A 25,727-nucleotide genomic window follows, 5' to 3' on the forward strand; every position below is an offset into this window, starting at 1 on the left:
TTTACCCTATTACCATGGGAATGAGATTCACCATCTCAATAAAGAAGTCCATCATGGTTTGCACCAACCAATGCCCTAAAAACATCAAGGCAAATAAGGTCATCAATAAGCGAGGTAAAAAACTTAAGGTTTGTTCGTTAATCGAGGTTGCCGCTTGGAATACCGCGACAATTAAACCAATAAATAAGCCGGGTAAAATAATCGCTGACACGATCAGAACAATAACTGATAGTGCTTCTCGAAAGATATCAATGAGCGATTCAGGAGACATAAATATCGGCCTTATATTCCGAAACTGTTAGCTAATGTACCCATCACTAGGCCCCAGCCATCAACTAACACGAATAACATTATCTTAAACGGTAGCGACACAATCATCGGTGACAACATCATCATACCCATCGCCATCAAAATACTGGCGACCACTAAATCAAGCACTAAAAATGGCACAAATAACATAAAGCCTATTTGGAAAGCGGTTTTTAGCTCACTGGTAATAAATGCGGGGATCACCACGCTCATTGGCGCTTGTTCGGGTGATTGAATGTCTTTATAACCCGATATTTCAATAAAAGTTTGTAAGTCTGTTGTGCGAACTTGCGACAACATGAATGTTTTAATCGGCTCTTTACCCACATCATAAGCTTGGGTGAGTGTCATGGTTTCATTTACATAAGGCTCAACAGCCTCAACATAGATTTTGTCAAATACTGGCGCCATGATAAAAAAAGTCATAAACAAACTAATGCCAATAAGCACTTGATTTGATGGCGTTTGCTGTAAACCTAACGCCTGACGTAATATTGACAACACCACGATGATTCGCGTAAACGAAGTGAGCATTATCACCATGGCAGGGATAAAGCTCATTGCGGTCATTAGCAACAAAATTTGTAACGTAACCGAATACTCAGTAGATCCATCTGCGCCTGTGGTTACGGTCACAGCAGGCAGCACACCGTCTTGTGCCAATGCCTCTGGCGCAAGTAACATTGCCACCATGGAGACGATGGTGATCACCAATAAACTGGTGCATTTATTCATTATTGCTGTTCCTTGGCTTGTTTAAGACGGTTGGCAAATGAGCTGGTTTGTACGTCAACTTGGGTGTCTAACTTATCAATTAAACTGATTTGTTGCGAAGTCACCCCAAGTAAATATTGTTGACCGTTCACCTCAATCAACACCACTTTCTCACGTTGACCAATAGGCGTTACCGCAAGGCTTTTAATCACTCCGCCGTTTGAGGGGACAAGATTTAACCGTTTAACGATGTATGCCAATACAAAAATGAGGGCGAGTACCACAATTAACCCGCCAACCATGTTTGCTAAAGTCGCGGTGTTTGACGCCTCGCTAGTGCGAGTGAGTACTGCGGTAGTGGTTGAGTTAGCCGCATCGACATCGGTCAGTGCTTGGGCCATCACACTAAGCATTGAAATCATATTCGCCACGGTAATCCCTTGTGTTGTTGTCGATAAAAAAGATTACTTAAGCTTTTTGATGCGTTCAGTTTGGCTAATCACATCTGTTAAACGGATACCAAATTTATCGTTAACTACGACCACTTCGCCATGAGCTATCAAGGTACCGTTCACCATGACATCAAGAGGTTCACCCGCAACACGGTCAAGTTCAACTACCGACCCTTGGTTTAACTGCAGTAAATTACGAATGCTGATAAAACTGCGACCCACTTCCATTGAAATAGTCACCGGAATATCAAGAATGGAATCGAGTTTAGCGGCTTCTTCTTTTGTGATAGGTTTAGAGTCGTCAACTAACTCATCGAGTTCAACTTGTTGCGCTTCTTCTAAAGCCTGTTCAGCCATTGCTGCAGCCCAATCATCACCAGTATCTTCTGTACTCATTTACATCACCTTATAAATCTGAAATATCACGAGATTTGCCTTTACGTGTTACCAGTTGTAATTCTGATTTAACCGTTTCAGGTCGAGCTATTTTCTCACTGATTTTTAATGCTAAATTATCTCGTGACTTGCCTAGCTTACAACGATAAGTGGGTAAGTCTTCAATTCGCATCATAATATGTTCTGGCAGGTCTATTGGAATAATATCACCCGCTTTAAACCCCATCACATCACGCAACGTGACTTCATGCTCTACAATGTTGGCATCAAAGCCGACTTGAACATCCATGATTTCATCACGTAACGCTTGCGACCAACGCATGTCGGTATCTTGCTTATCACTTTGTACACCGGCATCAAGCAGTTCACGAATAGGCTCAATCATCGAGTAAGGCATGGTGATATGGAAATCCCCGCCGCCGCCGTCAACTTCAATATGGAATGAATTAATGACCACAACTTCAGTCGGGCTCACAATGTTAGCCATTGCAGGATTGACTTCTGAGTCAAGATATTCAAACTCAACATCCATCACCGGTGCCCAAGCGTCTTTATAATCTTCAAAAATAATCTTTAACAGCAATTGGACAATACGGCGTTCTGTTGGAGTAAATTCACGGCCTTCAATTTTGGCATGAAATCGTCCATCGCCACCAAAGAAGTTATCCACCAATATAAACACTAAACGTGCTTCCATGGTGATCAGAGCCGTGCCTTTTAATGGACTAAAGCGCACCATGTTCAAACTGGTTGGTACAAATAGCGTATGGACATATTCGCCAAACTTAAGCATTTGCACGCCATTAATTGACACTTCGGCCGCTCGACGCATCATGTTAAACATGCTGATGCGAAGATGACGCGCAAAACGTTCGTTGACGATTTCAAGCGTGGGCATTCGTCCACGTACAATCCGGTCTTGGGACGAAAAGTCATAAGAGCGCGCCTCTTCGCTGCTCTCCTCAATTTCATCCTCATCGACATCATCTACTCCATGAAGTAGCGCATCGATTTCATCTTGGCTTAATAAATCACTCACATCGTAGCCTTAGCAGTTAATGCATTTGGTTATTGCATAACAAAACCAGTAAACAGGACTTTTTCGACCACTTTTTTGCCTGTTATTGGTTGCAGCGTATTTTGCACATTAAGTAATGCTAATTGACGAAGCTCATCTTTACCTGCTTGGGTACTGAGCTTTTGCACATCAGCACCGCTAAAAGTGGTGAGTAATGCATCTTCAATTAAAGGAATATGTTTTTTGGTTAACACGCTGTCATCTTCACCGCGCACCATCAGCTGCACTTTTATTTCAACTAAACGTGCACGGTCAACACCGGGTAAATTAAATAAAAAAGGTCTTGGCATGCCAACATAATCGGCTTGAGCCATCACTTCGGGCTCTGTTATCTGAGCCTCTGCCTCGTTGGGGTTTTCAATAGCTGTTGCATCGTCTGAGCCCATAAAAAACCAAGCAGCACCCGCAGCCAATAACACCACCACTAAACCAATACCGCCAAACAGCACCAACTTGTTTTTCTTTTTGCCACCCTCTGCGGCATCTTGTAACTCTAATTCTTCTTCAGCCATGATGGTTCCCAATTAACAATGTGATCAATATGATGACAAACTCAATCACCCATTGTTATAAAAAAATCGTATTATCTCATATAGGTTACCTGCTTAAGCATAATAATCTATAGCAGAATGTAAACTCCTTGACGAATTTGTCATCAAGTTCACTTCTTGTGCTGCAATTTCATCCAATTGACTGTCTGTGGCTGCGCCCTGATGTCCACTTTGTCCTTGTTGCTGTTCACGCCCATCCCCCCCTTGAGACACATGGCTATCGGTCAGTTGTAACCCTTCACTGGCTAACATGTCACGTAAACGAGGAATCGCTTGCTCAACTAAGTCACGAGTTTGTGATTGCGCAACGTTAAACTGCACCTGGGTTTGGTCGCCTTGAATTTGAATTTTAACGGTAAGGTGGCCTAACTCTGGTGGATCAAGGCGGATTTCAGCCTGCTGAATACCATTGCTTACCATTGTGATTAACTGCTGTTTCATCACCGGCGAAAACTTCTGGATCATCTCCTGCATTTGCGTACCCGCCTCTGCCTGAGCTTGCGGTCTTAACGATAGTTGAAACTGTGGTACCTCACTCTTGTGTGCTGGGGTAAAACTGCTTTGATTTTGCAATGCTTTAGTCTCTAAATCGCCGGTTTCAGCCATAAAGTCGAAGCCATTTGTGGTAACGCTGGCTGTATTACTTAATTCATTGGCAGATACTTTAGCGGCAACGGAGTCGAGTACCACAGAAAATTCAGCCTTTGCCAAAACCTTACTATTGCTAGGATCTGCTTGAATATTACCGTCAATACGGGTTTTATCGCCTAAAATTGATTTAGGGTCAGCGGTTAAAGTCGAAGCGGTTTGTAAATCAACTTTAGACGCTGAAGCCTCTACGCCAAGTGTTGACACTGACGCGGAATTTGATGATGACGATGCGGTTACCGGAGACGTTGATTGCGTCAAAATGATATCCATATCGTCACCATCTGTGCTGTCCATGTTAGCGGTTGTAACATCAACATCATCTGAAGCTGTTGCCGAAGCTTTAATATCACTGTCTTTTGACGCTGTTGTAAAATCAATGCCATCAATATTATCAGTTACAGCTTGTGACACTGACGCGGTATTCTCTTTGACTTGTCCAGTAAAAGTGGCGCCAAGTGCTTTGTCTATTTCACTTTGCTCATCACTATTAAGCAGTTGCAGCGATACCTCTTCAGTATCATCTAATTCAAAGTCAATGTCTGCCATCGCTAAAATTGACTCATCGACCACAGGAGCCTGCAAATTAAAGTCAGTAATGATTGCACTTAACTGATCGCGATCTAAAGCCTGCAATTCTTTTGCTGATAAATGACTAAAGGCCATTAAATCACTGAGCTCTTGTTCACTCAGTTGCGCCACCACCTCTTTTGACGAGCTAAGCTGCGGCGCAAGATCAATCGCATTGGTAAATAATTCGCCTTCAATCTCAATAGTATCAAGGTTAATTTGATCAAGTTCGAATGAGTTATCTGTCACAGGAGTCGCAGATGAAGAAACCACACTTGGCGCATCAACAACCGGTTCTAATTGAGCACTTTGCTCAACGTATACCCCGAACTTGTCAATATGCGGCAATTGATTTCCGCCACCAGAGTGACGCTTACCGATTGAGTCTGCCATGGTTAACTGCGCAAAAATCATATCAGCGTCAGCATTTTCATCAACAAGTTGCTCGGCCGTTTTATTGAGTTCTTTTTCGATATCGGCATCGTATATTGGTACTTCGATATTTGTATCGGCGGCATTCGCACTGGTGTTTTTTGATTGCTCACTTGATTCATTCGCTTGATAAAAAGCAGACAAGAATGATGTGTTTTCAATATCTTGTATATTATTCTTCGAACTTACATCAGCAGATTGGCTGCTATTACTAAGTAAGATATTGCTCATTTGCTGCATAATGGGCTCCACTTAATCAAATCAAGTTTACTGTTGTATTATCAACAACGGGTTTAACTTACTTTCACCAGCGGGGGATTCATTCCCCTCATCACCCCAGACAATAAATACGGCTAAAACACCATTGGTGACTGTCACTTCGCTGACGACTTTGCTATCAATTAATAACATTAAGCAATTAAGGTGCCACTTATTTTCTGTACATGATGGTAGATGGGCAAAGAGAAAGTGAAGTGACTGAAAAGTGAAATCAAGCAGAGGTAGAGAGCGCAATAACAGCGAGTACACTATTTCATTTTATTCCTAAAATATTGTTGCATAGCAAACTCATCAGACATTTTTTGTTCGCGTTTTGATTCTGCCAATTGTTCTTTGGTGGCTTTTTTAGCGAGTAGCATTTCAACGGCTTTGCGTTTTTGTTGGGTTTCTTGCCAATGTTGCTGCCGATAACCTACTTGTTTCTCACCGTCTTGTACAACCGCCACTTGTTGATTTATCGCACTGTCTACCTGACGAATAAACTGATGAAATTGATGATACTGATTTGCACGCAATGTTGTGCCGGTATGGCCTTCCATTTGTTTCATGTAATCTAGGCGGTAATTATTTAATGCATCGAGTTGTCCTTGACGCTTTTGCCGCTCAAACTGGGCCGCTTTTAACTGCAATGCGGCTTTCTCTTCGGCCTCGACCGCTAATTTAAGTACTGTTACAAGGGGATCTGTTTTAGCCATGGGTTAACCTTGGCACTGTGCAGCAATTTGAGTCAGCATCACTTTACTGTCATCAAAACTCACTGGGTCTTTAAAGCCTTGGCGTAAAAAGGCATTCATGGCAGGTTGTAAGCGAATGGCATTATCAATACGCGGATCGCTACCTTGCGCATAAGCCCCAATAGAAATTAAATCGCGGTTTTGTTGATAAAGCGAATACATTTGCTTGACTCGGCGCATGGCCTCTAAATGCTCACTACTAATGACCATTGGCGCCACACGGCTAATCGATGCTTCAACATCAATGGCAGGATAATGGCCAGAGTCAGCCAGTTGACGCGACAACACCACATGACCGTCTAAAATCGCCCGCGACGCATCGGCAATGGGATCTTGTTGATCATCACCTTCGGTTAATACGGTATAAAACGCGGTAATTGAGCCTTGTCCAGGCCCGCCATTACCTGCGCGCTCAACTAAGCGCGGCAATTTGGCAAATACTGACGGCGGATAACCTTTGGTGGCCGGTGGCTCACCCACAGCTAAAGCAACCTCACGCTGAGCCTGAGCATAACGGGTTAAGCTGTCCATGAGCAGTAATACGTCATAGCCTAAATCACGAAAGTACTCGGCAATACGAGTCGATGTTTCGCAAGCACGCAGTCGCATTAATGGCGATGTATCCGCAGGCGCGGCGACCACAACCGAGCGCGCACGACCTTGTTCACCTAAAATCTCTTCAATAAATTCTTTTACTTCTCGGCCACGCTCACCCACCAGCCCAACCACAATAATGTCGGCAGTTGAGCCGCGGGTCATCATGCCTAACAACACACTTTTACCCACACCAGAGCCGGCAAACAAGCCCATACGCTGGCCCTTGCCGACGGTGAGCATTGAGTTAATGGCTCTTACGCCCACATCTAAAGGTTCTGTGATTGCTCTGCGTGATAACGGATTAATATTGGGGCCGTGGCGAGCCGCTTGCTGATCGGTATTAAGTGGCCCCAATCCATCTAATGGAGCGCCACTGCCGTCTAGCACTCGCCCAAGTAATGATAAGCCAACCTGTAAACTCGACTGCTCACCTAACGGCCTGACGCGCGCACCGGGTAATACCCCGCGCAGTTCTTCAATGGGCATTAAGTAAAGTAATTTATCATCAAAACCAACCACCTCGGCAACCAATTCGCCCGCCATGGTTTCAATAGAACATAAACTGCCTACTGGCGCACGACAACCGGTGGCTTCGAGTGTTAACCCAACAACCCGCACTAACTGCCCGCTGGCAACAGGCCGAAGCGGTAACACTTGCTTATGGTGAATGGCAAATTTATTGAGTAACTGTTGCTGACGCGAACTCATCCATTGTCCTTAGCATCATTGGGTTCATCTGTGAGCGTCACATCTTGTTCAGCACGCTGAGTAGAAGTTTGTGACTCTGCCGCTAATGTTGGTTCTAGCTCAGGTTCGAGTTCTGTTGCAGCCGCATCTGGGGTTTGCTCAGCTTGCGCGAGATGTTGCGGTTGTGAATTTTCTGGCTCAGTTTGCTTAGCTTGAGTTTGTGCTTGCTGGTAAGCACTTAAATCATCCACTGTGGTTGTTTGATATGTGGGTGTTGCTGTTTTTAATTGCTGTGCATTTTTGGCCAATTGATCTGCCTGCAGTGCTAACTCAGTAAACACTTGTTCAATGCGCTGCTCTACCCGTAAGTCTACCGATGAGCGCACGCTCTCAATGACACAGTCGCCATTTGATAAGGTTGGGTCAATATCGATTTGCCATTGATTTTTTTGCAGTTGTTCTGAAGAATAACTGTGTGAAACTAGATCAGCATCATGTTGATTTAAGCGTAATTTAACCAACTGATCTTTTAAAGGCAGTGCGTCAACACCTTGACGAAGGGCCGATAAAATATGTTCTGGGTGGGTTTTTAATTCATGCCCAACTACCGACTTAGCTAAGCTAATGGTCATGGCCAGCAATTCTGCTTCAATTTCAGCATCTAAAACCGCAAGCGGTTGTTCAAACTGGCTAATGAGTTGAGACAGTTGCTCAAGCAACTGATTAACTTGGATTTGGCCAGCTTCTAGCCCTTGTTGTTCACCTTGAGCAAAGCCCTCACTGTGGCCTTGCTCTAAGCCCTCTAAGCGACCTTGTTCTAACCCTTGCTGATAACCGTCTTGCTTGCCTTGCTCAAACCCTTCTTGTTCAGCAGCAGCACGAATATCTTCAATCTGTGCCATGGTTGGCGGCGCCATTGATTTTTCAGCCGTGACGGGTTTGGCTTCGTATGGTTTTGACGACTGACCAAACATATTTGATGGGTCTTGACTTTGATCTCGGGTGATATCAGGCAGCTGCCAATGACTGAATTCAACTTCATCATCAACACTAAGCACTTTTTTAGACGATTTGGATTCAGACATAGGAGTCTCTTTAGTTGTCGCTGTCGGTTATCATGGCAACAAAGTATTGCCGTAATCAAACGGTATCAAAAGCTAGCGAGATAAGGCTAGAGTGGTCAGTTAACAGTTATAAAAACTCTTCACCACCGCCACCGCCAAGCATAATCTCACCACTGTCGCTTAAACGACGTGCAATGGATAAAATTTCTTTTTGCGCCACTTCCACTTCGCTGATACGAATAGGGCCCATCGCCTCTAAATCATCACGTAACAGTTCTGCGGCACGTTTAGACATATTGCCCAAGATTTTCTCTTTTAGGGCTTCGTCAGCACCTTTAAGGGCTTTCATTAGAATATCTTGCTGCACTTCACGTAACAAGGCTTGAATGCCACGGTCGTCTACATCGATAAGGTTTTCGAACACAAACATCATGTCTTGAATTTGCTGCGCCATCTCTTCATCAGACTCACGCATGGTTTCCATGATTTGGCTTTCAATGCCAGTATCGAGGTAGTTCATAATATTGGCAGCGGCTTTTAGGCCGCCCATTTTAGCGGCTTGCGCCCCGCCTTGTCCGGCAAACTGTTTCTCCATGATGTCGTTCAACTCTTGTAATGCTGCTGGTTGCACTTCTTCAAGATTGGCAATTCGCATCATTAAGTCTAAACGCGTGTTTTCAGGGAACTGGCTAAAAATTTCTGCCGCTTGGTCCGGTTCTAAATAAGACAACACAATGGTTTGAATTTGCGGATGTTCATTTTGAATAATGGTAGCCACCTGGCGTGCATCCATCCATTTTAACGAATCAAGCCCTTTGGCGCCGCTGCCCATAATGATTTGTTCAATCAAGTTACCGGCTTTATCTTCACCGAGCGCTGCGGTTAACGCTTTGCGCACAAACTCTTCGCTGTTAAAGCCAATTGACGAAAACTTTTGAATATCGTCCAAAAACAACTTATGTACACCAATGACCTTTTCTTGGCCAAAGTCTTCCATTGCCGCCATCGCCATACCCACTTTTTGAACCTGTTTAGGCTCTAAGTGCTTTAAAATTGACGCGGCATCGGCTTCACTTAAACTCAGGAGTAAAATCGCGGTTTTTTCAATACCGCTTAGTGACTCAGGGTCAAAAGCTGCGGCTTTTGCGGGTGCTTTTTCATTTTCATTAGCCATTGTCTTGTAACCAATTCTTAACTACTTGAGTGGAAAGCTCAGGCTCATTGGCCACGAGTGCTCTAATTGCTTTAATCATATCATCATCTTTATGCAAATTAGGAATTTGAATTGATCCATCATCAGCATAACTGTATTCCGCCTCTCTGGTATTGAGCATACCTAAGGTATCTGCAGCGTATTGGTCTTCAATTTCAGCTAATTCATGCCCTGGGCGTGTTTCTGGCGGCATTTCGGTGCCTTGCGGATTTGTGAGCTTTTTAAGCATTGGACGAACCACGGCTAAAAACAACACTAAAATTAATAATGCGCCTAACACCAATCTAATGGCACGCCAAAACCAAGGTTGCTCCCACATGTCTGGCTCAGGTAACTCTTCAATCAACTGATCCATAAACGGCACGGTGACCACTTCAAGCGCATCGCCACGTTGAGTGCTAAAGCCCACAGCCCCCTCAAGTAAACGGCGAATGTTGGTTAACTCTTCTTCAGTACGAGGCACACGAGACACCTGGCCATTTTCATCTACTTGTCCGGGTTTAAAGTCAATGGCTACCGACACGCTCACTCGGCGCACCACACCTATTTGCTGGCGAGTATGGCTAATGGTGGTATCAAGTTCATAATTACGGGTCGCCTCTTTAGACATATCGCCAGAGGTTGTTGAAGTACTGCCCGCCTCGCCTGCAACTTGCGGAATGTTAGACTCCATTGGCGGTTGATTACTTAACGCCCCAGGAATGCCACCAGCACTTTGACCTGTTGAGTTACGTTCAATGGTCATTTCGCTGCGAATAGCGGGTAAATCAGGTGAAAAACGCTTAGCGGTTTGCTCAATCGCGGTAAAATCCATATTCACATCCACTTGCGAAGTGAAGTTTTCAGGCCCGAGAATGGGCATTAATATGGATTCGATTTTTCTGCGGTACTCAGCTTCTTTTTGTTGTACCAGCTCAGACTCGCGGCGTGCTCTAGCAGACGTACCATCCTGACTGCCCGAATTTAGTAAGCGGCCATTTGAATCCGTCACTGTCACGCGAGACGGCTCAAGCCCAGGCACTGCAGAGCCGACGATATCAACAATAGAATCAATTTCTTCTTGGCCTAATCCACCACGGCGAACACTCACAACCACAGTAGCGCTAGCCTTTGAGGCATTGCGAGCAAACACGTTTTCTTTAGGTAGGGCTAAAATCACTTTGGCGCGGCTAATACTTTTTAACTCTTCTATGGCGCGCGCAAGGTTTAATTCTTGGCTGTGTTTTAAGCGGGCCTGCTCCATGCGCTGACTGACGCCAAAGCCACTGTCTTGGCTTAAGTAGTCATTCGCTTGGGTAGTGCTTTCAATACCCGCACGACTTAATAACAATTTTACATCTTGGTATTTATCTTCTGGTACCTTAACCACATCAACATTAATTTGATAATCAATTTGGTTTTTATCAAGTACATCAAGTACCTGGATCATTTCTGCCGTGTCCATTTTACCCAAAGGACGATATTCAGGCTCTTGCGCCCACATCATCACAAATACCGCTAACGCAAGACACACTGCCAACGCCAAAATCATGATCACCTGGCGCATCATGTCAGCCCCGCCAACACCGCCCATTAACCCAGACTTATTCTCTTGTTGGACACCGGCGTCAACTGTTGAATCTGAACCTACCATTATGTCTGTGCTCACAATATGTACCTGCTATCTGTCTGATGTGATTAATTACCTAGCGCTTAAAACCGACAGCGGCTAAACAGGCATACTCATGATTTCTTTATAGGCATCAACTAACTTGTTACGCACTTGCACCGTGGCTTCAAATGCCACACCGGCTTTTTCACGGGCAATGACCGTGTCAGACAAACTGACCGTGGTGTCACCCATGTCTAATCGTGATGCTAAATTTGATGATGTTTGTTGAAGTCCGTTCACGCTACCCACAGCCTGAGATAACAACTGGCTAAAATCAGCCCCTGTGGTGTTATTCACTTGCTGGGTTAAGTTAGGAGCAATAGACGAGCCAATAGAAGGCGCTATTTCGCCACGAAGCGATTGCATTTCTTGTAATAGTGGATTTGCGCTAATCTGCATGATGTCACTCCCGTTTGTCGATTTTTTGACGACTTCAATAATCTTATAAGGAGTTAAAGCAATATAGATGCCAAGATTTAAAACGAAAGGCGTAACATCGAACAAAAACAACTTATCTACGTGTGCGCAGATAAGTCAAATACGATTAAAGTTAAATAAATCAAATATTTAATTTTTTAAAAAACAAAGTTAAGCCGGTAATTGAATCCCCATATCACGCATTTTTGCCATTTTATAACGCAAAGTTCGCGCACTAATGCCTAATTTTTCAGCGACCATTTTCCGACTCCCCTGACATTGATTCAGGGTTTCTAAAATAATCACGTGCTCTTGGGCTTTCAATTCATCGCCTAGGGCTTCAACATCATGGGGTTTGTCATTATCCAGTTGTTCGGCAGGCATTAAACTGACATCAGCAGAATCAATAATAATATCATTCACCCCAATCTCATCATTAACGCGTAAAATCAATGCCCGCTGAATCACATTATCAAGTTCGCGGACATTACCTGGCCAACGATGGGTTAACAAACGTCGGGTAGCGGCATCGTCAAGCTTTGGCACTGACGTCATATTTAATGCTTTAGCATGCTTAGCCAGTAAATGACGCGCTAACGGTAAAATATCTGCTGGACGTTGATGCAGTGCTGGCCACGTTAACGGAAACACGTTAATGCGGTAGTATAAATCTTCTCTAAACTCGCCAGACGTTGCCATGGCTTTAAGATCGCGGTTTGAGGTGGCAAGCACCCGCACATCTAACTTAATGGTTTTACGACCACCTAAACGCTCTACTTCACGCTCTTGCAATACACGCAATAACTTGGCTTGTAAGCCCAGCTCCATTTCAGATATTTCGTCTAATAATAGCGTGCCGCCTTGGGCTTGCTCGAATTTACCCGGGCATGCCTGATACGCCCCAGTAAATGCGCCTTTTTCGTAACCAAAGAGTGTTGCTTCAAGCATGTTTTCTGGAATGGCGGCGCAGTTAATCGCAATAAACGGCTGACCATTACGTTGGCTGTGTTGATGAATATAACGTGCTAGCACTTCTTTGCCCGAGCCGCTTGGACCCATGATCATCACCGAGGCGTCAGACACTGCAACACGCTGAGCCAGAGCCAGTAACGCTAAACTCTTGTCATCGGCAACCACAGGATTATCGTGGTTTTGCTTTAAAGGTAAATAACGAGACACTTGGTTTAGCAACACTTCAGGCGCAAAGGGTTTAGCGAGGTAATCAACCGCGCCTAACTTCATGGCACTTACGGCACTATTAATTGTGGCATAAGCTGTCATTAACAGTACCGGCACTTTGGGTTGATGTTGCTGCATGTAACTTAACAACCCCATGCCACCAATGCCGTCCATTTGCACGTCACTGATCACCATATCAAATTGATTGGCTTTTAAGGCGACAATAGCGTCTTCTGCACTACTCACGTCAACACAGTCATAATGTGCTAATAATAAAGTGTCTAACAGTGCTTCACGTAAATCAGCATCATCTTCAACAAGTAATATATGTGCTTCAGCCATGTGCCACCTCCTGATGCTGTGCTTGTTTAGCGTGCGGAAAAATCAATCGAATATGGCAACCCATGCCGGGTTTGCACGACAATTGAATTTGTCCGCCATGGTTACGAACCACAGACTGTACCACGGCTAACCCAAGGCCAGTGCCCTGGCTTTTAGTGGTATAAAATGGCTCTAACACTTGTTTTTGCATGGCAGGGTCAAGGCCTTTACCATTGTCGATTACATCTAATAATAGACCTTCTGCGGTTTCACTGGCAGAGACTTTAATTTTAGTCGCGCCCGCTTCAATGCTGTTCATCACCAAATTATTCACCGCCGAACTTAACGCATTAGCGTTAGCAAGCATGGTCGAATGCGAAGTGTTTTCAGCTTGTAACTGGCAGTGTTTTTTATCTGCTATTGGCTCACAGTTTGCCATTACCTGGGTAATAATGTCATCGAGGGTAACCGACTCAGCCATGCTATCTTGACGACCTTTAGCCATAAGCAACATGTCATTAACTTGACGCTCTAACTCATTTAAACGGTCCACCAATTTTGATTGAAATTTAGTGCGCGCCGTATCAGTTAACTTGGGGCTAGCAAGATTGGAGGCATATAACAGCGCCGCAGACAATGGCGTACGCACTTGATGTGCCAACGTTGCCACCATTTTACCGAGTGAAGATAAGCGCTGTAAATGCGATAAATTCTTTTGTAATAAACGGGTTTCAGTTAAATCTGTCAGTACAATTAATTGTCCAGGCTCGGGCGCTAATGGCGTAATGGCCAGTTTTACTCTGCGGCCATTTTTAAGCGACACTTCATGTCCATCATCATCTTGCGGCGCAAATGCGCGGTGAATAATGTCAAACCAGCGCGCCCCTTGTAATGGGCGACCTAATAACTCTGTCGCGACAGGATTGGCTAGGGTAACCACGCCATCACCATCGATAATCACTACGCCTGATGGCATAGCCTGAAGAATATGCGCCATTTGATTCGACATATTGGCAGCCTTACTTGAATAAGCACTTACAACCGGCGCAAATACCGGTGCTTTCGCATGCGCAATACTTTGACGGATTGCATTGTCACTTGGCCGATAATCAGACTGTGACGCTGCATAAGGTGTGGTGGTAAACGATGCTGTCATCGGCAACTCAACCTCCGCGACACGCGGATTTGATAACACTCGAGCTGAATACATGGCCACTCCGTCAAAAGAATTACATTTAATCACCTTAATGCATTTAGTGTGCCAAGGCGAGAATAGGAGGGCTAAGATTTGGGTGCTAGGTTATCGGTCTAAGAAATGGGAGCTAAAATCAACGTCAACAGAAACACCTGGCTCTCTCCCGGTAACTCTTATAAAGCTGGGATCTAAGCACTCGAGAATGACCTGCGCGGGTAGTGCGCATCGAGGGTTTAGGTATACAGTCCACAGTCTGCCGTCTAAGCTCTAAAAACGAAAAAACACATCCGTAGATGTGTTTTTAGATTAATCGCTAATAACCAATCAAAGCAATCACAAGCTAATGGTTATTCTTTGCTCATGCCGTATTTACGCATTTTTTCAACTAAGGTGGTACGGCGAATCCCGAGCATTTCAGCGGCGCGGGCGACGACATTATCTTGTTGCTCTAATGCTTGGCGGATCATGTCGATTTCGAGCTCGGCCAGTAAATCTTTTAGGTTAACCCCTTCTGGCGGTAACTCACTCGGAAAACGCGTTTCAGGTAACTCAACCGGTTCATCATCACTGAATATCGACGCCAGAGCATCACGTTCAAGTTGCTCTTCGCTAATTTCAACGCAATACTCGGGAACATCAATGTAACGGTATTTATGCGGTAAATCGTTTACATCAACGAGTCCACCTGGGTATAAAATCGTTAAACGCTCAACCAAGTTAGATAATTCACGCACGTTACCCGACCAGTTATGCTCTTTTAATGATTCAATGGCGCGCTGGGTAAAGCGTACCTTGCCACGGCCTTCATTAAAGACTCGGTTCACTAACTCGTGCAACAACAGAGGCACATCATCTCGGCGCTCGCTCAAGGCCGGCATTTCGATTGGAAACACATTGAGGCGATAGTATAAATCTTCACGGAAATCATTTTCAGTGATCATTGACTCTAAATCACGGTGAGTCGCCGCCACAATACGCACATCGGTAGGAATAGTTTTACTGCCGCCAACACGCTCAAATACACGTTCTTGCAATACACGCAGCAACTTTACTTGCATTTGCAGCGGCATATCGCCAATTTCGTCTAAAAACAGTGTACCGCCTTCGGCTAGTTCAAAACGGCCTTTACGGGCAGATATCGCCCCAGTAAACGAGCCCTTTTCATGGCCAAATAATTCGCTTTCAAGCAGTTCTGGCGGAATAGCACCACAGTTAACCGGAATAAACGGTCCATCTCGGCGCTCAGATAAATAATGAATATTACGCGCAACCACTTCTTTACCGGTACCAGACTGGCCTAATACCAGTACGGTAGCGTCAGAACCAGACACCTGATTAATTAAATGCCTTACGTTAGCAATACCTTCACTGCGGCCAACTAAACTGCGAAATAATTTGGTTTGGTTGCCACTGGTTAAGGTGTGTTCGCGTTTGGCTTGGCCAAAGACCTGACAAAAATGCAGTAGTTCGGTTAATTGTGGATAATTGAATGGCTCTTCTATTTGCCCAAGAATATTAGATAATTGCAGCGTTGTGTCGCCCAATATTAACAGAGGTTGCCAGGGTGCAATAGAAGCGATATTTTTAATGCTGTCGGCTGTTATGCCTTCATCAACGATAACCACGGCACGAAACCTCGATTGTTCAATCAAGGTCAATAAAGATTCATTAGAGACGACTTCGCACTGCTCACCTAAGAATTCGAAAATGCAGCACAAACGAGTCACGCGCTCTGATGGGGTACCGACAATTAAGATTCTTTGTTCTATTTGCATCATTCAGAAGGCCAAAAGCTCTTGTTATAGGTTTTTATCCGGGATAATTATGCCGCAAACAGCCACATAAACCAAAGTACATTGTATCAAAAATAGTAGCAAAAAAAGTCGCCAAAAAACTGACAACATTGACAATATTCTATCATTATTACTAACTCGGCTCGTTAATCTGCCATTTTAGCAGCAAGAAAAATGAGTTTACTCATAAATATTGTATTATCAGCGTGGCATAAGCAAGCAACAGTTACATATTATCTACATCAAGCCACATTTTTTATGGAAACGCTGTTTTTTCAGTCAAAAAATTGCCCATTTAACCAGTGATAACAGAATTATAATCAGTTCAGGCAAGCCAAAACCATTCACAAACGCCACAAAGCAAAAAAGACGCAAAGCGCCTTTTTTAGTTTAAATACAGTATGCTGTAACGTTTAGCTTGCCTCAGAGGTCAAGTGATGTTGATCTTGTGGAATCGCATCCCAACCTTCTTTGAGTGTTCTCAACACACTAACAGCATCATCAATAGCTTGAACATCATTATTCAAATTCGCCTCGGTGGCCTTCATAATGATAAAATCATATAACTGACTCAAATTACCAGCAATCTCTCCGCCAGCGTCCATGTTCAAACTATTATTTAATCCATTTACAATCCCAATTGCTTTACCAATAAAAACGCCTTTATCCGACATGTTTTTATTTTCAATAGCATAGCGGCTTTGAGCGAGTCTCTCTAGACCACCAGCAAACATCATCTGAACAATACGATGCGGTGATGCTACTGAAATTTCGCTATCAAGTGACACCTTGCGATATGATTTTAAAGAACTTCTCATAATAACCTACCTATTTGCATCAATATTCTGGTATACCTTAACTTGTCTTTGATGAGTGCGTTTCAAATTCAATAAATTTTGTCTATGTGACATAATTTTAGATGCCCTACTACTAAAGCTTTCTGTTAATTTCAGTTGCCGAGATAAAGATGGGGCAAATGTGTCATCTACAGCATCATTTATAATTGAATCGATACTTATTTGACGCTCTCTAATGTTTTCTAGCAATAATAATACCAACTTATCAGATTCATCATTTTCAGCCGCAGTTTGTTCTATCTGATTCAATAAGTCTTCAATTTTGGCATTGGTAGCTTCAAGGTTATTATCCAAAAGACAGCTCCTTTTATGAACTTATGACACCAGGTAGCGATGCTAAACTACTGGTCAAACTACTCCCTTGAGAGTTTAATTCAGAAACAATAAGATCCATTGCATTAAATTGTTTAAGTAAACGAGCTTCTAATTGTTCCATTTTTAAAGTAAAAGCTTCTCTTTGATCGGTTATTCTACTTTTTTCTGAGGTATAAGTATTATTTCGACTATCAATAGTACCACCGGTTTTAGTGTAGCTTTGGACTAAATCATCAAATTTATACGCAAGGCCGGTATCAGCCGTTGAAAAGACGCCCTCAATCAATGACATATTATTGGTAATAGCATCTGTTAGTTTAGTATCATCAATAGACAATTTTCCGTCTCGGTCAGTTGAAATACCTAATTCATATAATGCAGACTCAACACCATCAACACTAACACGTTCACTCACCATTTTTCTGAGTTGGGATTCCAATGAACGAATCATAGAATCACCTTGTAATGCTGCAGCGGTACCTTCATCAACATCAAAAGAAGACAAAGTAGCCATTTTAGTAATTAGAGAATTATATGAGCTAACAAAATTTTCTATGTTAGTTTTTACCGAGTCGGTATCTTGAGCAATTGTCAGTGTTGAACTAGTGCCTAATTCAGCTTTTGTTAAAGATAATGTCACGCCTGTAATAGCATCATCAATAGTATTACTTTGTGAGGTTAACTTTTGCCCATCAACATATATAATTGAGTCTTGCGCATCTTGTAAGGACTCTAGATTCGTTCCAGAGAACATATCAGATAAACCAGTACCCGTTGTATCTGTAGCTGTCACAGTGATTTGATTATCTGTACCGGTTTCAGTCGAGGTAAAAACTAATCGGCTACCTGCGTCACTTTTAATCACCGTAGCCGTTACACCGGAATTATCTGAAGCATTATTTATTTTAGATGCTATGGCGGCAAGGTTATCAGTATCAGTAATAGCGACAGAGAAACTTTCACCATTAACAGAAAAATCTAGACTTCCCTCACCGACACCTGCTGTGGCATCACTAACCGTTGCTCCAGCAAGCTTTTGTGACTGGGCTAGTTGCTCAACCATGATTGAGTAGCTACCAGGTTGGGAATATTGATCTGCTGTAGCAGTAAAAAAATCACTGTTTCCTGTGGATACAGTGCGAATATTCAAAAACTCACCGCTTTGCAGCTTTTCAGCAGCATCTTGGAATGTAGATAAAGCGCTTTTAAGTGTACCAATAGCTGACACTTTAGCACTAATCGCTGTTTCTCTTTCAGTAAATAGTGCTTCTTTTGGTGTTTTTTCAGCGTCAACAAGTACACTGACGATACTTGAAACATCAAGACCTGAACCAATACCCGTTGCTGTTAACGCCATAAAAACCTCTCGTTATGCCTATTATTTACTGAAAAACCAACCTAACCAACTAGCATAATTAACCAAAGCATAAATTAAGCCAACTTTACTTTTAGTGCCATTAAAGGAGATTACACTTCAATTTTCATCAATACACCTGACACTTCACTAATTTTTTGTGCTAATTGTAATGCTTCTTCACTTGGGATTTGCCTGATGATGTCACCTGACTCTATATCTTGTACCTTAATGACTCGTTTCCCTGAATCATCATCCACAGAAAACTTTAACCCTTTCTGCATCATTGCTACCATATCAGTTAAATCTGTAGCAACTTGCTGTAATTGCTCCTCATCAGGTTCTGTTTCAGTCACTTGAGTTGTAACTTCTGATTGATTTACAGGTTTATCCAATGATGATACATCAAGTTTTTTTTGTTCTAAAATCGACTGGTTAAAAGCTGATGGTACAGCAGAATCTAATCTACTAACATCAGAGCTACTGGCAAATTGTGCGGTATTATTGATTTCCATCATGCACCTCAGTATAACCTAAAAAATGTAGCTTCCTGGAAGCATTTTAACAACAAAGGGAGACCCTACTTGGATCTCCCTAAAGCTATGGAACTTAAAGCTGGTTGACTACAGTAGCGATAGAGCGATCTGAGGTAGTTGGTTAGCCTGAGCTAACATAGCAGAACCCGTTTGTTGTAACACTTGGTTTTTAGTCATTGTCGATGTTTCTTTAGCAAAATCGACATCAACAATACGGCTCTTAGCATCGGCAACGTTTGCTTGAGTGTTAGCACTGTTACTAATGTTATAAGCTAAGCGGTTTTGTTTCGCACCCAAGTCAGCTCTTTGACTATCAATTGTTGCAATTGCATCATCAATAGCACTTAGCGCAGATGCCCTGTTAGCTGATGTAGCATTATTAAGTGCATTTACTGATAAGGATGTTGCATCGCTTGTCGCTACATCAATACTGATATTCTCACCATCTTGATGACCTACTTGGAAGTTTTTACCTCCAGAGAATGTTCCGTCGAGTAACTTGGTATCACCGAACGCAGTATTGTTGCCAATTTCTGTAATTTCTAATGCTAACTCATCCATCTCAGCTTTTAACGCAGCTAAATCTTCTGTGCTGTTTGCACCGTTAGCTGATTGCACGGTCAAATCACGCATACGTTGCAACATATTGGTTTGTTCTTGCATTGCCCCTTCTGCAATTTGCGCAATTGAGATAGCGTCGTTAGCATTACGCATGCCCACTTCTAAACCATTGACCTGAGAGTTTAAGCGGTTAGAAATAGCCAGACCTGCAGCATCGTCTTTCGCACTGTTAATACGTAAACCTGACGACAAACGTTCCATAGAAGTGGCAAGCGCATTGCTTGACGAGTTTAGGTTTTTCTGTGCTTTCATTGAAGTCACGTTAGTATTTACTGTAATAGCCATGATTGCTTCCTCATATTGTTTCTGACTTGAGATTGCCTGTTTGCTTTATGTCAAGTCAGACAGGTCTTGCTCGTTACAATATATTTAACGGCACAAATGTTTTTATCTTTAGCTTTTTTTTTACTTTTTTATCAACCAATAAAAAAGTAGCTTAAAGAGATACTTGTTAATAGCATTTGCAAAGCAGTGGCAAGATAACGTAATCAATTAAATGGGATGACAAGAAAAAAAACATGACAAGCCCAGTTACTTACCACCAACTCTAAGTAACTGGGCAGACTGATGGTTTATCTACTAATTTACCCAAGTAATGATAAAGCAACTTGTGGTAGTTGGTTAGCTTGCGCTAACATTGAAGACCCTGTTTGCTGTAACACTTGATTCTTGGTCATTGTTGCAGTTTCTTTGGCAAAGTCCACATCCACAATACGACTTTTCGCATCGGCAACGTTAGCTTGAGTATTTGCGCTATTACTAATGTTGTATGCAAGACGATTTTGCTTCGCACCTAAGTCAGCTCTTTGGCTATCAATCGATTGGATTGCGGCATCAATAGCGGTTAGCGCAGATGCTCTGTTTGCTGATGTAGCATTATCAAGATTATTCACCGATAAAGATGTAGCATTACTAGTTTCAACAATTATAGTGATATTTTCACCATCTTGATGACCTACTTGAAAAGCTTTACCTGTAGAGAAATTGCCAGAAAGTAATTTAGTGTCACCAAATGCAGTAGTATCACCAATACTCTGTATTTCCTCAGCCAACTGATCCATTTCAGCTTTCAACGCTGCTAAATCTTCTGTGCTGTTCGCACCGTTTGCCGATTGTATGGTTAAATCACGCATACGTTGTAACATATTAGTCTGCTCTTGCATCGCACCTTCAGCTATTTGCGCAATTGAAATAGCATCATTGGCGTTACGCATACCCACTTCTAACCCACCAACTTGAGAATTTAGTCGGTTAGAAATAGCCAAACCTGCTGCATCATCTTTGGCGCTGTTAATGCGTAAACCACTCGATAAACGCTCCATAGATGTTGATAACGCTTGGCTCGATGTATTTAAGTTCTTTTGCGCTTTCATTGATGTTACGTTGGTATTTACTGTAATAGCCATAAGTCATTCCTCATTCCTAGTTTTGTTGCCAAGACTGTGGAGCTTGGCTAAATTTTACAATTTAACGTGATTGCTTATTGTTAGATGTAATCAAACAATGAAAGCGAACCTACCGTACTAAACACACTCGATATTGCATTAAGTGCGAGTTGTTGCTTCTCAAACTCAGTAATGGCTTCGGCCAAGTCGAGATCTTCGAGCATAGAAAGTGCACTGCTATTAATAATCTTTTCTTCTGAATGGTTTGACGAGATACTCTCTAAACCTTTCAAATTATTACCTGCGATACTTCTTGCCGTACTGACTTGATTTTGACCACTGCCTATATCATTCAATAGTTGTGCCAATTGTGATTTACTTTGAGGTGTTGTTGTCGCATCAGGGCTTTCTAAGAAAGCTATCGCTTGATTAAAAGCATCAAAAATACTTACAGTCTCTTTAGGCTCAATCGTAAAAGAGTCGCCAGCTGCCGGTGTTCCCGTTAATTTCACTTCAATGCCATTGAAAGATACCGCGCTTGTTGCGTCAAAATTAGTCATAGTTGTTGCAACAGTCCCTGCAGAATTGACCACCTGCAGATCAACTCCAGCGCCATTATCAATAAAATTAAATGTATATGTATCAGCAATATGGGTTGTTTCATCGATGATTTTTACACTCAACAAATTGAACTCACCTTGCTGAGAAGACAAATAATTGACACCGTAATCACCAAGTGGGTTTGCAGCATTCATGAATGCAGTATCACCTGGAATATTTGTCGTCATTGCAATGCCAGATGCAACCACACTTTTTCTGATACCTGAATCACCGCTATAAACAATTTCACCACTAGTATCAAAAGCAAATGGCTGATTATTCGTTTTAGTACCCGAAAATATATAATTGCCAGATTCATCTTTACTATTTGCAATAGAAAGCAGCTCTTCTAAGCTTTGTTTCATTTCATCGGCAATCATTTGCCGCTCATTTGAACTAAGGCTGCCGTTAGCACCACGCAATAACTGTTCACGCATTGAGTCCATCAAAGACTCTGTGCTACCAATTTTAGTCTCTGTTAGGCCTAGACGATTTGTCGCGTAATCAATATTCTTTTCATATTGATCAACCAAGGTATTCTTTTGCTTGAGATTATCGATAGCAATCGCCGCTACAGGGTCATCACCTGCGGTTTCGACTCTTTTGCCGCTCGAAATCTGCCCCATGATGCTATTAGTGGCTGATTGCTTTTCTAAAATGCTGTTAGTGCTTTGCTGAAACATTTGTCCGGTAGAAATTCTCATGGCTTATCTCCTAGCGAACCGAGCTTAATAAGGTGTCAAAAATGGTTTGCGCAGTAGACATAATGCGCGCGGCGGCTTGGTAAGATTGTTGAAAGCGCAATAAATTGGCGGCTTCTTCGTCTAGGTTAACGCCAGATTCGCTTTGCACCCGGTCATAAGCTTGCTGATAAATGGCTTCTGCCGAGCTTAAACTCACTTCTGCGGCTTTGGTTTGGCTACCAATGTCTAATTTGGTGTTTTCAAATACGCTAGTTAAGGTGCCGGTGCCGTTGTTCATTAATTTGACGTCCGACAATTTGGCCATGGCGACGGCATTGCTGTTGCTGCCTTCGGCAAACGTTAAGTCGAACGTAAAGCTGTCAGCGGTTGCGGTGGTACTTGATGTAATATCAAAGTCCATACCAAAGGCATTAATGTTGTTATTAGTAATAGTGCCTGTGCCTAATGAAGTGCCTGCACTATTGAATGCCTCATAAGTATTGGCAGCAGTATTTAGCTCAAAGGTGATTGATGAGCCAACGCCTTGAAAACCTGTCGCGCTTGAGTCCATGCTGTTTAAGCTAACTGAAGTATTACCTGAATTTGTTGTGGCGGCGGTTAAGGTTGGCCCTGCGGCGGCAATGCCTTTAGGGTCGGTCATGACGACACTGATACCCGCTGCGGCGCCGGCGGTTGGGCGAATTTCGAATCTATCGCCAGCATTCATCGCACCACTGGCAATATTGATGGTGAAGCCTTCGTCACTTACAAGCTGACTGCCGGTTTGGGTTAGCGTTGTCACACTGCCCGTTTGGGTATCTGTTAATTCAAAATCGCCTGCGGTGGTATAACTTAGCTCGTAACTGCTACCAGACAAGGCGCCGACATCGTCAATATTGACCGACATCACCGCAGTACCGGTATTGCTGGAGAACTCCCCAACGCGGCCTGCTGCCATTAGCGGATTGTTGATATCTCGAAAAATATCACTGCCAACATTACCGTTTAAATCAAAACCGCTAGATTGCATTTGGTTAAAGGTGTCGGCGACACCTAAGGCCAATTGGCCCAGTTCATTGCTGGCAGGGATTAAAGTGTCGTCGCGATAAGCAAACAAGGCACCTAGCTGCCCGCCTAATTTACTGGGGTCGACATCTAATGTTTTGTTAGTAATAGAGGCGGTAATTTTAGGCTCGTTAGGGTATGGGTCGCCGGCACTCACGCCCATGCTCATTGCCACTTCGCCCGACACCAACATGACAGACCCGCCTAACATGATCGACTTAGCGCCTGTATCTAACGGGATCACGTTAACTTGCGCGTATTCGCTCAGCTCTAATATCAGTGCGTCTTGTTTGTCTAAAATTTGGTTATTGTCGCCTTGATCTTTCATCAACTCTAAATTGATGTTAGCCAGCTCTTTGCTGATTTCGTTAACGCGAGTGGTCACCGACTCTATTTGGCTATTGGTTTGTTTTACCTGGTTATCCAGTTGCGACTGCATTTGATTTATGCCAATGGCCATTTGTTCGGCCGCGCCTAAACTGCTGCTACGAATACCTAAGTCGGCAGGCAGGTCGGCTACGCTGTTAAGGCTGGCAAAAAAATCATTGATACCATTAGGCACCATGTTACCCACTTGCGCATAAAGCTGGTCGAGTTCGCTTAATTTTGAATATGAGGTTTCAGCTGCGCCCATACTGGTTTGGCCAATACGTAACTCGCGTGCGGCAAACTCGTTATAAACGCGTTTTACGTCTGACACATATGTACCTGTACCATAGTAGCTGTCGCCAAGACGTTGCGACTCTAACGTGGCCTGAGTTGCCGTTTGGCGGTTATAACCTTCGGTATTGGCATTGGCGATGTTATTACTGGTTACCCCAAGTTGAGACTGGGATGCCGCGACACCGGTACGTGCGATACTAAGTAGATCAATCGCCATTATTTAGTCTCCAGAGGTAATACAGATTTAAGGCCTTCTTTTACCGACTTCATCACGTTAATCACCTTATTGGCATATTGTGGGTCGGTGGCATAGCCCGCTTTTTGCAATGCCCGAATAAATTGAGTCGGCTCGCTGGCCACTTTACGTGCATCTTCGTATCGGTCACCTTGGCCAATAAATGACACAAAGTCGCTAAAGCTTTGTTCAAGGTTGTCGTACATTCTGAAATCTGCTTTTTGTTGCACAGGAATGCCTTTTTCAAATTCCAGGGTGTTCACCGAGGTTTTTTCACCTTGCCAACGTTTATCTGCTTTGATGTTAAATAAATTGTGGCTCATGGTGCCGTCGTTACGGCGAATCACTTTTTGACCCCAACCGGTTTCGAGGGCCGATTGAGCAATTAATACTTCAGCTGAGGTGCCTAATGTTTTGGCGGCTTTTTCAGCATGTGGGTATAAGGTTGAAATAAAGTGTTGTGGGCTGGTAAATTCGCTTACCGCAACCCCTTTCGCTTTTAATTTGTTGGTTTCTTGCGGCAAATCATTGCCAGCGTTTACCGCCGAAATCGCCGGTATTGTGGCCTGTGTATTGGCAAACGATTGGCTCGCGAGCTGCTCACCGCGCAATACACTGGCAAGCTGTTGTGGCATTGCCGCTTCTAGTTGAGCGTCGTCAATGGCATGGTGCGATGTTGCCACGTGTTGATTTGACGCAATGCTGGCTAATGTGTTTTGGTCTAGCTCACTTGGTTGCGCCACAAACATGCTTGGATTGACTTTGTTGTCGCTGTCGCCACGCAGTACAGAGGCAGGAGTAACTGGGCTGTTTTCGGGGTCTAGTTGTTGCACCATTAGCTCTGCTAGCCCCAACATGCCTTTGTTTGAGAGATCTACCGACATTTGCTGGTCGCGCATTTGCTCAAAAAACTCTGTGGTTTGGCTGTTCATCGGATTGTCTGACTTAAACGCGGCATTGGCATCTCGCATGCTTTTCATCAGCATTTGAATAAAAATACCTTCAAATTGCTTTGCCGCTTCTTTAAGTGCCCCCTTCTCGTCTTTCTGGGCTTGGACACGAAGTGAATCTAGTCCTCCTAGATCCAGAAAGTTCGATGAATTTGACAACTTTTCCATAGTCATACCGACAAT

25 protein-coding genes are annotated in these 25,727 nt (G+C 43.3%); all 25 read right to left on the reverse strand.

Features of this window, described 5'->3' with window-relative positions; genetic code table 11:
* Position 1: 1 nt before the first annotated feature.
* Entirely contained in the window at positions 2–271 is a 270-nt protein-coding gene (gene fliQ, locus PQR79_RS05560) for a flagellar biosynthesis protein FliQ (protein ID WP_188917944.1), read from the reverse strand.
* Between the two features lie 11 nt (positions 272–282).
* A complete protein-coding gene (gene fliP, locus PQR79_RS05565) occupies positions 283–1,002 on the reverse strand; it encodes a flagellar type III secretion system pore protein FliP (protein WP_238107231.1) in 720 nt (239 codons plus the stop codon).
* A 41-nt stretch (positions 1,003–1,043) separates the two neighbouring features.
* Positions 1,044–1,445 (reverse strand): flagellar biosynthetic protein FliO, encoded by a 402-nt coding sequence (gene fliO, locus PQR79_RS05570; protein WP_238107230.1) that lies wholly within the window; start codon positions 1,443–1,445, stop codon positions 1,044–1,046.
* 42 nt (positions 1,446–1,487) lie between these two features.
* Entirely contained in the window at positions 1,488–1,871 is a 384-nt protein-coding gene (gene fliN, locus PQR79_RS05575; RefSeq protein ID WP_160054621.1) for a flagellar motor switch protein FliN, read from the reverse strand.
* Between the two features lie 10 nt (positions 1,872–1,881).
* Entirely contained in the window at positions 1,882–2,910 is a 1,029-nt protein-coding gene (fliM, locus tag PQR79_RS05580) for a flagellar motor switch protein FliM (protein WP_238107134.1), read from the reverse strand.
* A gap of 29 nt (positions 2,911–2,939) precedes the next feature.
* On the reverse strand, positions 2,940–3,461 hold the full coding sequence (fliL, locus tag PQR79_RS05585) for a flagellar basal body-associated protein FliL (protein ID WP_303648316.1): 522 nt from the start codon (positions 3,459–3,461) through the stop codon (positions 2,940–2,942).
* A gap of 93 nt (positions 3,462–3,554) precedes the next feature.
* Entirely contained in the window at positions 3,555–5,390 is a 1,836-nt protein-coding gene (locus tag PQR79_RS05590) for a flagellar hook-length control protein FliK (RefSeq protein WP_238107133.1), read from the reverse strand.
* A 287-nt stretch (positions 5,391–5,677) separates the two neighbouring features.
* Positions 5,678–6,124 carry a flagellar export protein FliJ gene (gene fliJ / locus PQR79_RS05595; RefSeq protein WP_238107132.1) on the reverse strand — a complete coding sequence of 149 codons (447 nt, stop codon included), beginning with the start codon at positions 6,122–6,124 and terminating at the stop codon, positions 5,678–5,680.
* Positions 6,125–6,127: 3 nt separating this feature from the next.
* A complete protein-coding gene (fliI, locus tag PQR79_RS05600) occupies positions 6,128–7,468 on the reverse strand; it encodes a flagellar protein export ATPase FliI (RefSeq protein ID WP_238107131.1) in 1,341 nt (446 codons plus the stop codon).
* Positions 7,465–8,532 (reverse strand): flagellar assembly protein FliH, encoded by a 1,068-nt coding sequence (gene fliH, locus PQR79_RS05605; protein ID WP_238107130.1) that lies wholly within the window; start codon positions 8,530–8,532, stop codon positions 7,465–7,467. Before fliH ends, fliI begins: the two co-directional genes overlap by 4 nt.
* Before the next feature lie 106 nt (positions 8,533–8,638).
* A complete protein-coding gene (fliG, locus tag PQR79_RS05610; protein ID WP_238107129.1) occupies positions 8,639–9,685 on the reverse strand; it encodes a flagellar motor switch protein FliG in 1,047 nt (348 codons plus the stop codon).
* Positions 9,678–11,360 (reverse strand): flagellar basal-body MS-ring/collar protein FliF, encoded by a 1,683-nt coding sequence (gene fliF / locus PQR79_RS05615; protein ID WP_238107228.1) that lies wholly within the window; start codon positions 11,358–11,360, stop codon positions 9,678–9,680. The genes fliG and fliF overlap by 8 nt, the downstream gene beginning before the upstream one ends.
* A 72-nt stretch (positions 11,361–11,432) precedes the next feature.
* Positions 11,433–11,774 (reverse strand): flagellar hook-basal body complex protein FliE, encoded by a 342-nt coding sequence (gene fliE / locus PQR79_RS05620; RefSeq protein ID WP_238107128.1) that lies wholly within the window; start codon positions 11,772–11,774, stop codon positions 11,433–11,435.
* A 189-nt stretch (positions 11,775–11,963) separates the two neighbouring features.
* Entirely contained in the window at positions 11,964–13,313 is a 1,350-nt protein-coding gene (locus tag PQR79_RS05625; RefSeq protein ID WP_238107127.1) for a sigma-54-dependent transcriptional regulator, read from the reverse strand.
* Positions 13,306–14,502 (reverse strand): sensor histidine kinase, encoded by a 1,197-nt coding sequence (locus PQR79_RS05630; RefSeq protein WP_238107126.1) that lies wholly within the window; start codon positions 14,500–14,502, stop codon positions 13,306–13,308. The genes PQR79_RS05625 and PQR79_RS05630 overlap by 8 nt, the downstream gene beginning before the upstream one ends.
* Positions 14,503–14,834: 332 nt before the next feature.
* Entirely contained in the window at positions 14,835–16,265 is a 1,431-nt protein-coding gene (locus PQR79_RS05635; RefSeq protein ID WP_238107125.1) for a sigma-54 dependent transcriptional regulator, read from the reverse strand.
* Positions 16,266–16,693: 428 nt separating this feature from the next.
* Positions 16,694–17,098, reverse strand: coding sequence for a flagellar export chaperone FliS (fliS, locus tag PQR79_RS05640; RefSeq protein ID WP_238107124.1), 405 nt, complete (start codon positions 17,096–17,098; stop codon positions 16,694–16,696).
* 6 nt (positions 17,099–17,104) lie between these two features.
* Positions 17,105–17,431, reverse strand: coding sequence for a flagella biosynthesis chaperone for FliD, FliT (locus PQR79_RS05645; protein WP_238107123.1), 327 nt, complete (start codon positions 17,429–17,431; stop codon positions 17,105–17,107).
* A 13-nt stretch (positions 17,432–17,444) separates the two neighbouring features.
* Positions 17,445–18,809, reverse strand: coding sequence for a flagellar filament capping protein FliD (gene fliD / locus PQR79_RS05650; protein ID WP_238107122.1), 1,365 nt, complete (start codon positions 18,807–18,809; stop codon positions 17,445–17,447).
* Between the two features lie 110 nt (positions 18,810–18,919).
* Positions 18,920–19,324 (reverse strand): flagellar protein FlaG, encoded by a 405-nt coding sequence (locus PQR79_RS05655; RefSeq protein WP_238107121.1) that lies wholly within the window; start codon positions 19,322–19,324, stop codon positions 18,920–18,922.
* 105 nt (positions 19,325–19,429) lie between these two features.
* Positions 19,430–20,248 (reverse strand): flagellin N-terminal helical domain-containing protein, encoded by an 819-nt coding sequence (locus tag PQR79_RS05660; protein ID WP_238107120.1) that lies wholly within the window; start codon positions 20,246–20,248, stop codon positions 19,430–19,432.
* A 299-nt stretch (positions 20,249–20,547) separates the two neighbouring features.
* A complete protein-coding gene (locus PQR79_RS05665) occupies positions 20,548–21,369 on the reverse strand; it encodes a flagellin N-terminal helical domain-containing protein (RefSeq protein ID WP_238107119.1) in 822 nt (273 codons plus the stop codon).
* Between the two features lie 80 nt (positions 21,370–21,449).
* Positions 21,450–22,652, reverse strand: a complete 1,203-nt coding sequence (gene flgL / locus PQR79_RS05670) for a flagellar hook-associated protein FlgL (RefSeq protein ID WP_238107118.1) — start codon at positions 22,650–22,652, stop codon at positions 21,450–21,452.
* Between the two features lie 10 nt (positions 22,653–22,662).
* Positions 22,663–24,576, reverse strand: a complete 1,914-nt coding sequence (gene flgK, locus PQR79_RS05675; protein ID WP_238107117.1) for a flagellar hook-associated protein FlgK — start codon at positions 24,574–24,576, stop codon at positions 22,663–22,665.
* Positions 24,576–25,712: a flagellar assembly peptidoglycan hydrolase FlgJ gene (gene flgJ / locus PQR79_RS05680; RefSeq protein ID WP_238107116.1), complete on the reverse strand. Its 1,137-nt coding sequence runs from the start codon at positions 25,710–25,712 to the stop codon at positions 24,576–24,578. The genes flgK and flgJ overlap by 1 nt, the downstream gene beginning before the upstream one ends.
* Positions 25,713–25,727: the final 15 nt, after the last annotated feature.

It is taken from the genome of Shewanella metallivivens (assembly GCF_028750675.1).
Taxonomy (GTDB): Bacteria; Pseudomonadota; Gammaproteobacteria; order Enterobacterales; family Shewanellaceae; genus Shewanella; species Shewanella metallivivens.

What these genes read in the sequence shown, in the direction of transcription:
- PQR79_RS05630 (WP_238107126.1), bottom strand. Translation starts at nt 14,502, where the DNA reads ATGTATTCAGCTCGAGTGTTATCAAATCCGCGTGTCGCGGAGGTTGAG.
- PQR79_RS05590 (WP_238107133.1), bottom strand. Translation starts at nt 5,390, where the DNA reads ATGCAGCAAATGAGCAATATCTTACTTAGTAATAGCAGCCAATCTGCT.
- fliH (WP_238107130.1), bottom strand. Translation starts at nt 8,532, where the DNA reads ATGTCTGAATCCAAATCGTCTAAAAAAGTGCTTAGTGTTGATGATGAA.
- fliG (WP_238107129.1), bottom strand. Translation starts at nt 9,685, where the DNA reads ATGGCTAATGAAAATGAAAAAGCACCCGCAAAAGCCGCAGCTTTTGAC.
- flgK (WP_238107117.1), bottom strand. Translation starts at nt 24,576, where the DNA reads ATGGCGATTGATCTACTTAGTATCGCACGTACCGGTGTCGCGGCATCC.
- fliQ (WP_188917944.1), bottom strand. Translation starts at nt 271, where the DNA reads ATGTCTCCTGAATCGCTCATTGATATCTTTCGAGAAGCACTATCAGTT.
- flgJ (WP_238107116.1), bottom strand. Translation starts at nt 25,712, where the DNA reads ATGGAAAAGTTGTCAAATTCATCGAACTTTCTGGATCTAGGAGGACTA.
- fliI (WP_238107131.1), bottom strand. Translation starts at nt 7,468, where the DNA reads ATGAGTTCGCGTCAGCAACAGTTACTCAATAAATTTGCCATTCACCAT.
- fliL (WP_303648316.1), bottom strand. Translation starts at nt 3,461, where the DNA reads ATGGCTGAAGAAGAATTAGAGTTACAAGATGCCGCAGAGGGTGGCAAA.
- fliJ (WP_238107132.1), bottom strand. Translation starts at nt 6,124, where the DNA reads ATGGCTAAAACAGATCCCCTTGTAACAGTACTTAAATTAGCGGTCGAG.
- PQR79_RS05660 (WP_238107120.1), bottom strand. Translation starts at nt 20,248, where the DNA reads ATGGCTATTACAGTAAATACTAACGTGACTTCAATGAAAGCACAGAAA.
- PQR79_RS05655 (WP_238107121.1), bottom strand. Translation starts at nt 19,324, where the DNA reads ATGATGGAAATCAATAATACCGCACAATTTGCCAGTAGCTCTGATGTT.
- fliE (WP_238107128.1), bottom strand. Translation starts at nt 11,774, where the DNA reads ATGCAGATTAGCGCAAATCCACTATTACAAGAAATGCAATCGCTTCGT.
- PQR79_RS05625 (WP_238107127.1), bottom strand. Translation starts at nt 13,313, where the DNA reads ATGGCTGAAGCACATATATTACTTGTTGAAGATGATGCTGATTTACGT.
- fliP (WP_238107231.1), bottom strand. Translation starts at nt 1,002, where the DNA reads ATGGTGGCAATGTTACTTGCGCCAGAGGCATTGGCACAAGACGGTGTG.
- fliN (WP_160054621.1), bottom strand. Translation starts at nt 1,871, where the DNA reads ATGAGTACAGAAGATACTGGTGATGATTGGGCTGCAGCAATGGCTGAA.
- PQR79_RS05665 (WP_238107119.1), bottom strand. Translation starts at nt 21,369, where the DNA reads ATGGCTATTACAGTAAATACCAACGTAACATCAATGAAAGCGCAAAAG.
- fliD (WP_238107122.1), bottom strand. Translation starts at nt 18,809, where the DNA reads ATGGCGTTAACAGCAACGGGTATTGGTTCAGGTCTTGATGTTTCAAGT.
- PQR79_RS05635 (WP_238107125.1), bottom strand. Translation starts at nt 16,265, where the DNA reads ATGATGCAAATAGAACAAAGAATCTTAATTGTCGGTACCCCATCAGAG.
- flgL (WP_238107118.1), bottom strand. Translation starts at nt 22,652, where the DNA reads ATGAGAATTTCTACCGGACAAATGTTTCAGCAAAGCACTAACAGCATT.
- fliO (WP_238107230.1), bottom strand. Translation starts at nt 1,445, where the DNA reads ATGATTTCAATGCTTAGTGTGATGGCCCAAGCACTGACCGATGTCGAT.
- fliS (WP_238107124.1), bottom strand. Translation starts at nt 17,098, where the DNA reads ATGAGAAGTTCTTTAAAATCATATCGCAAGGTGTCACTTGATAGCGAA.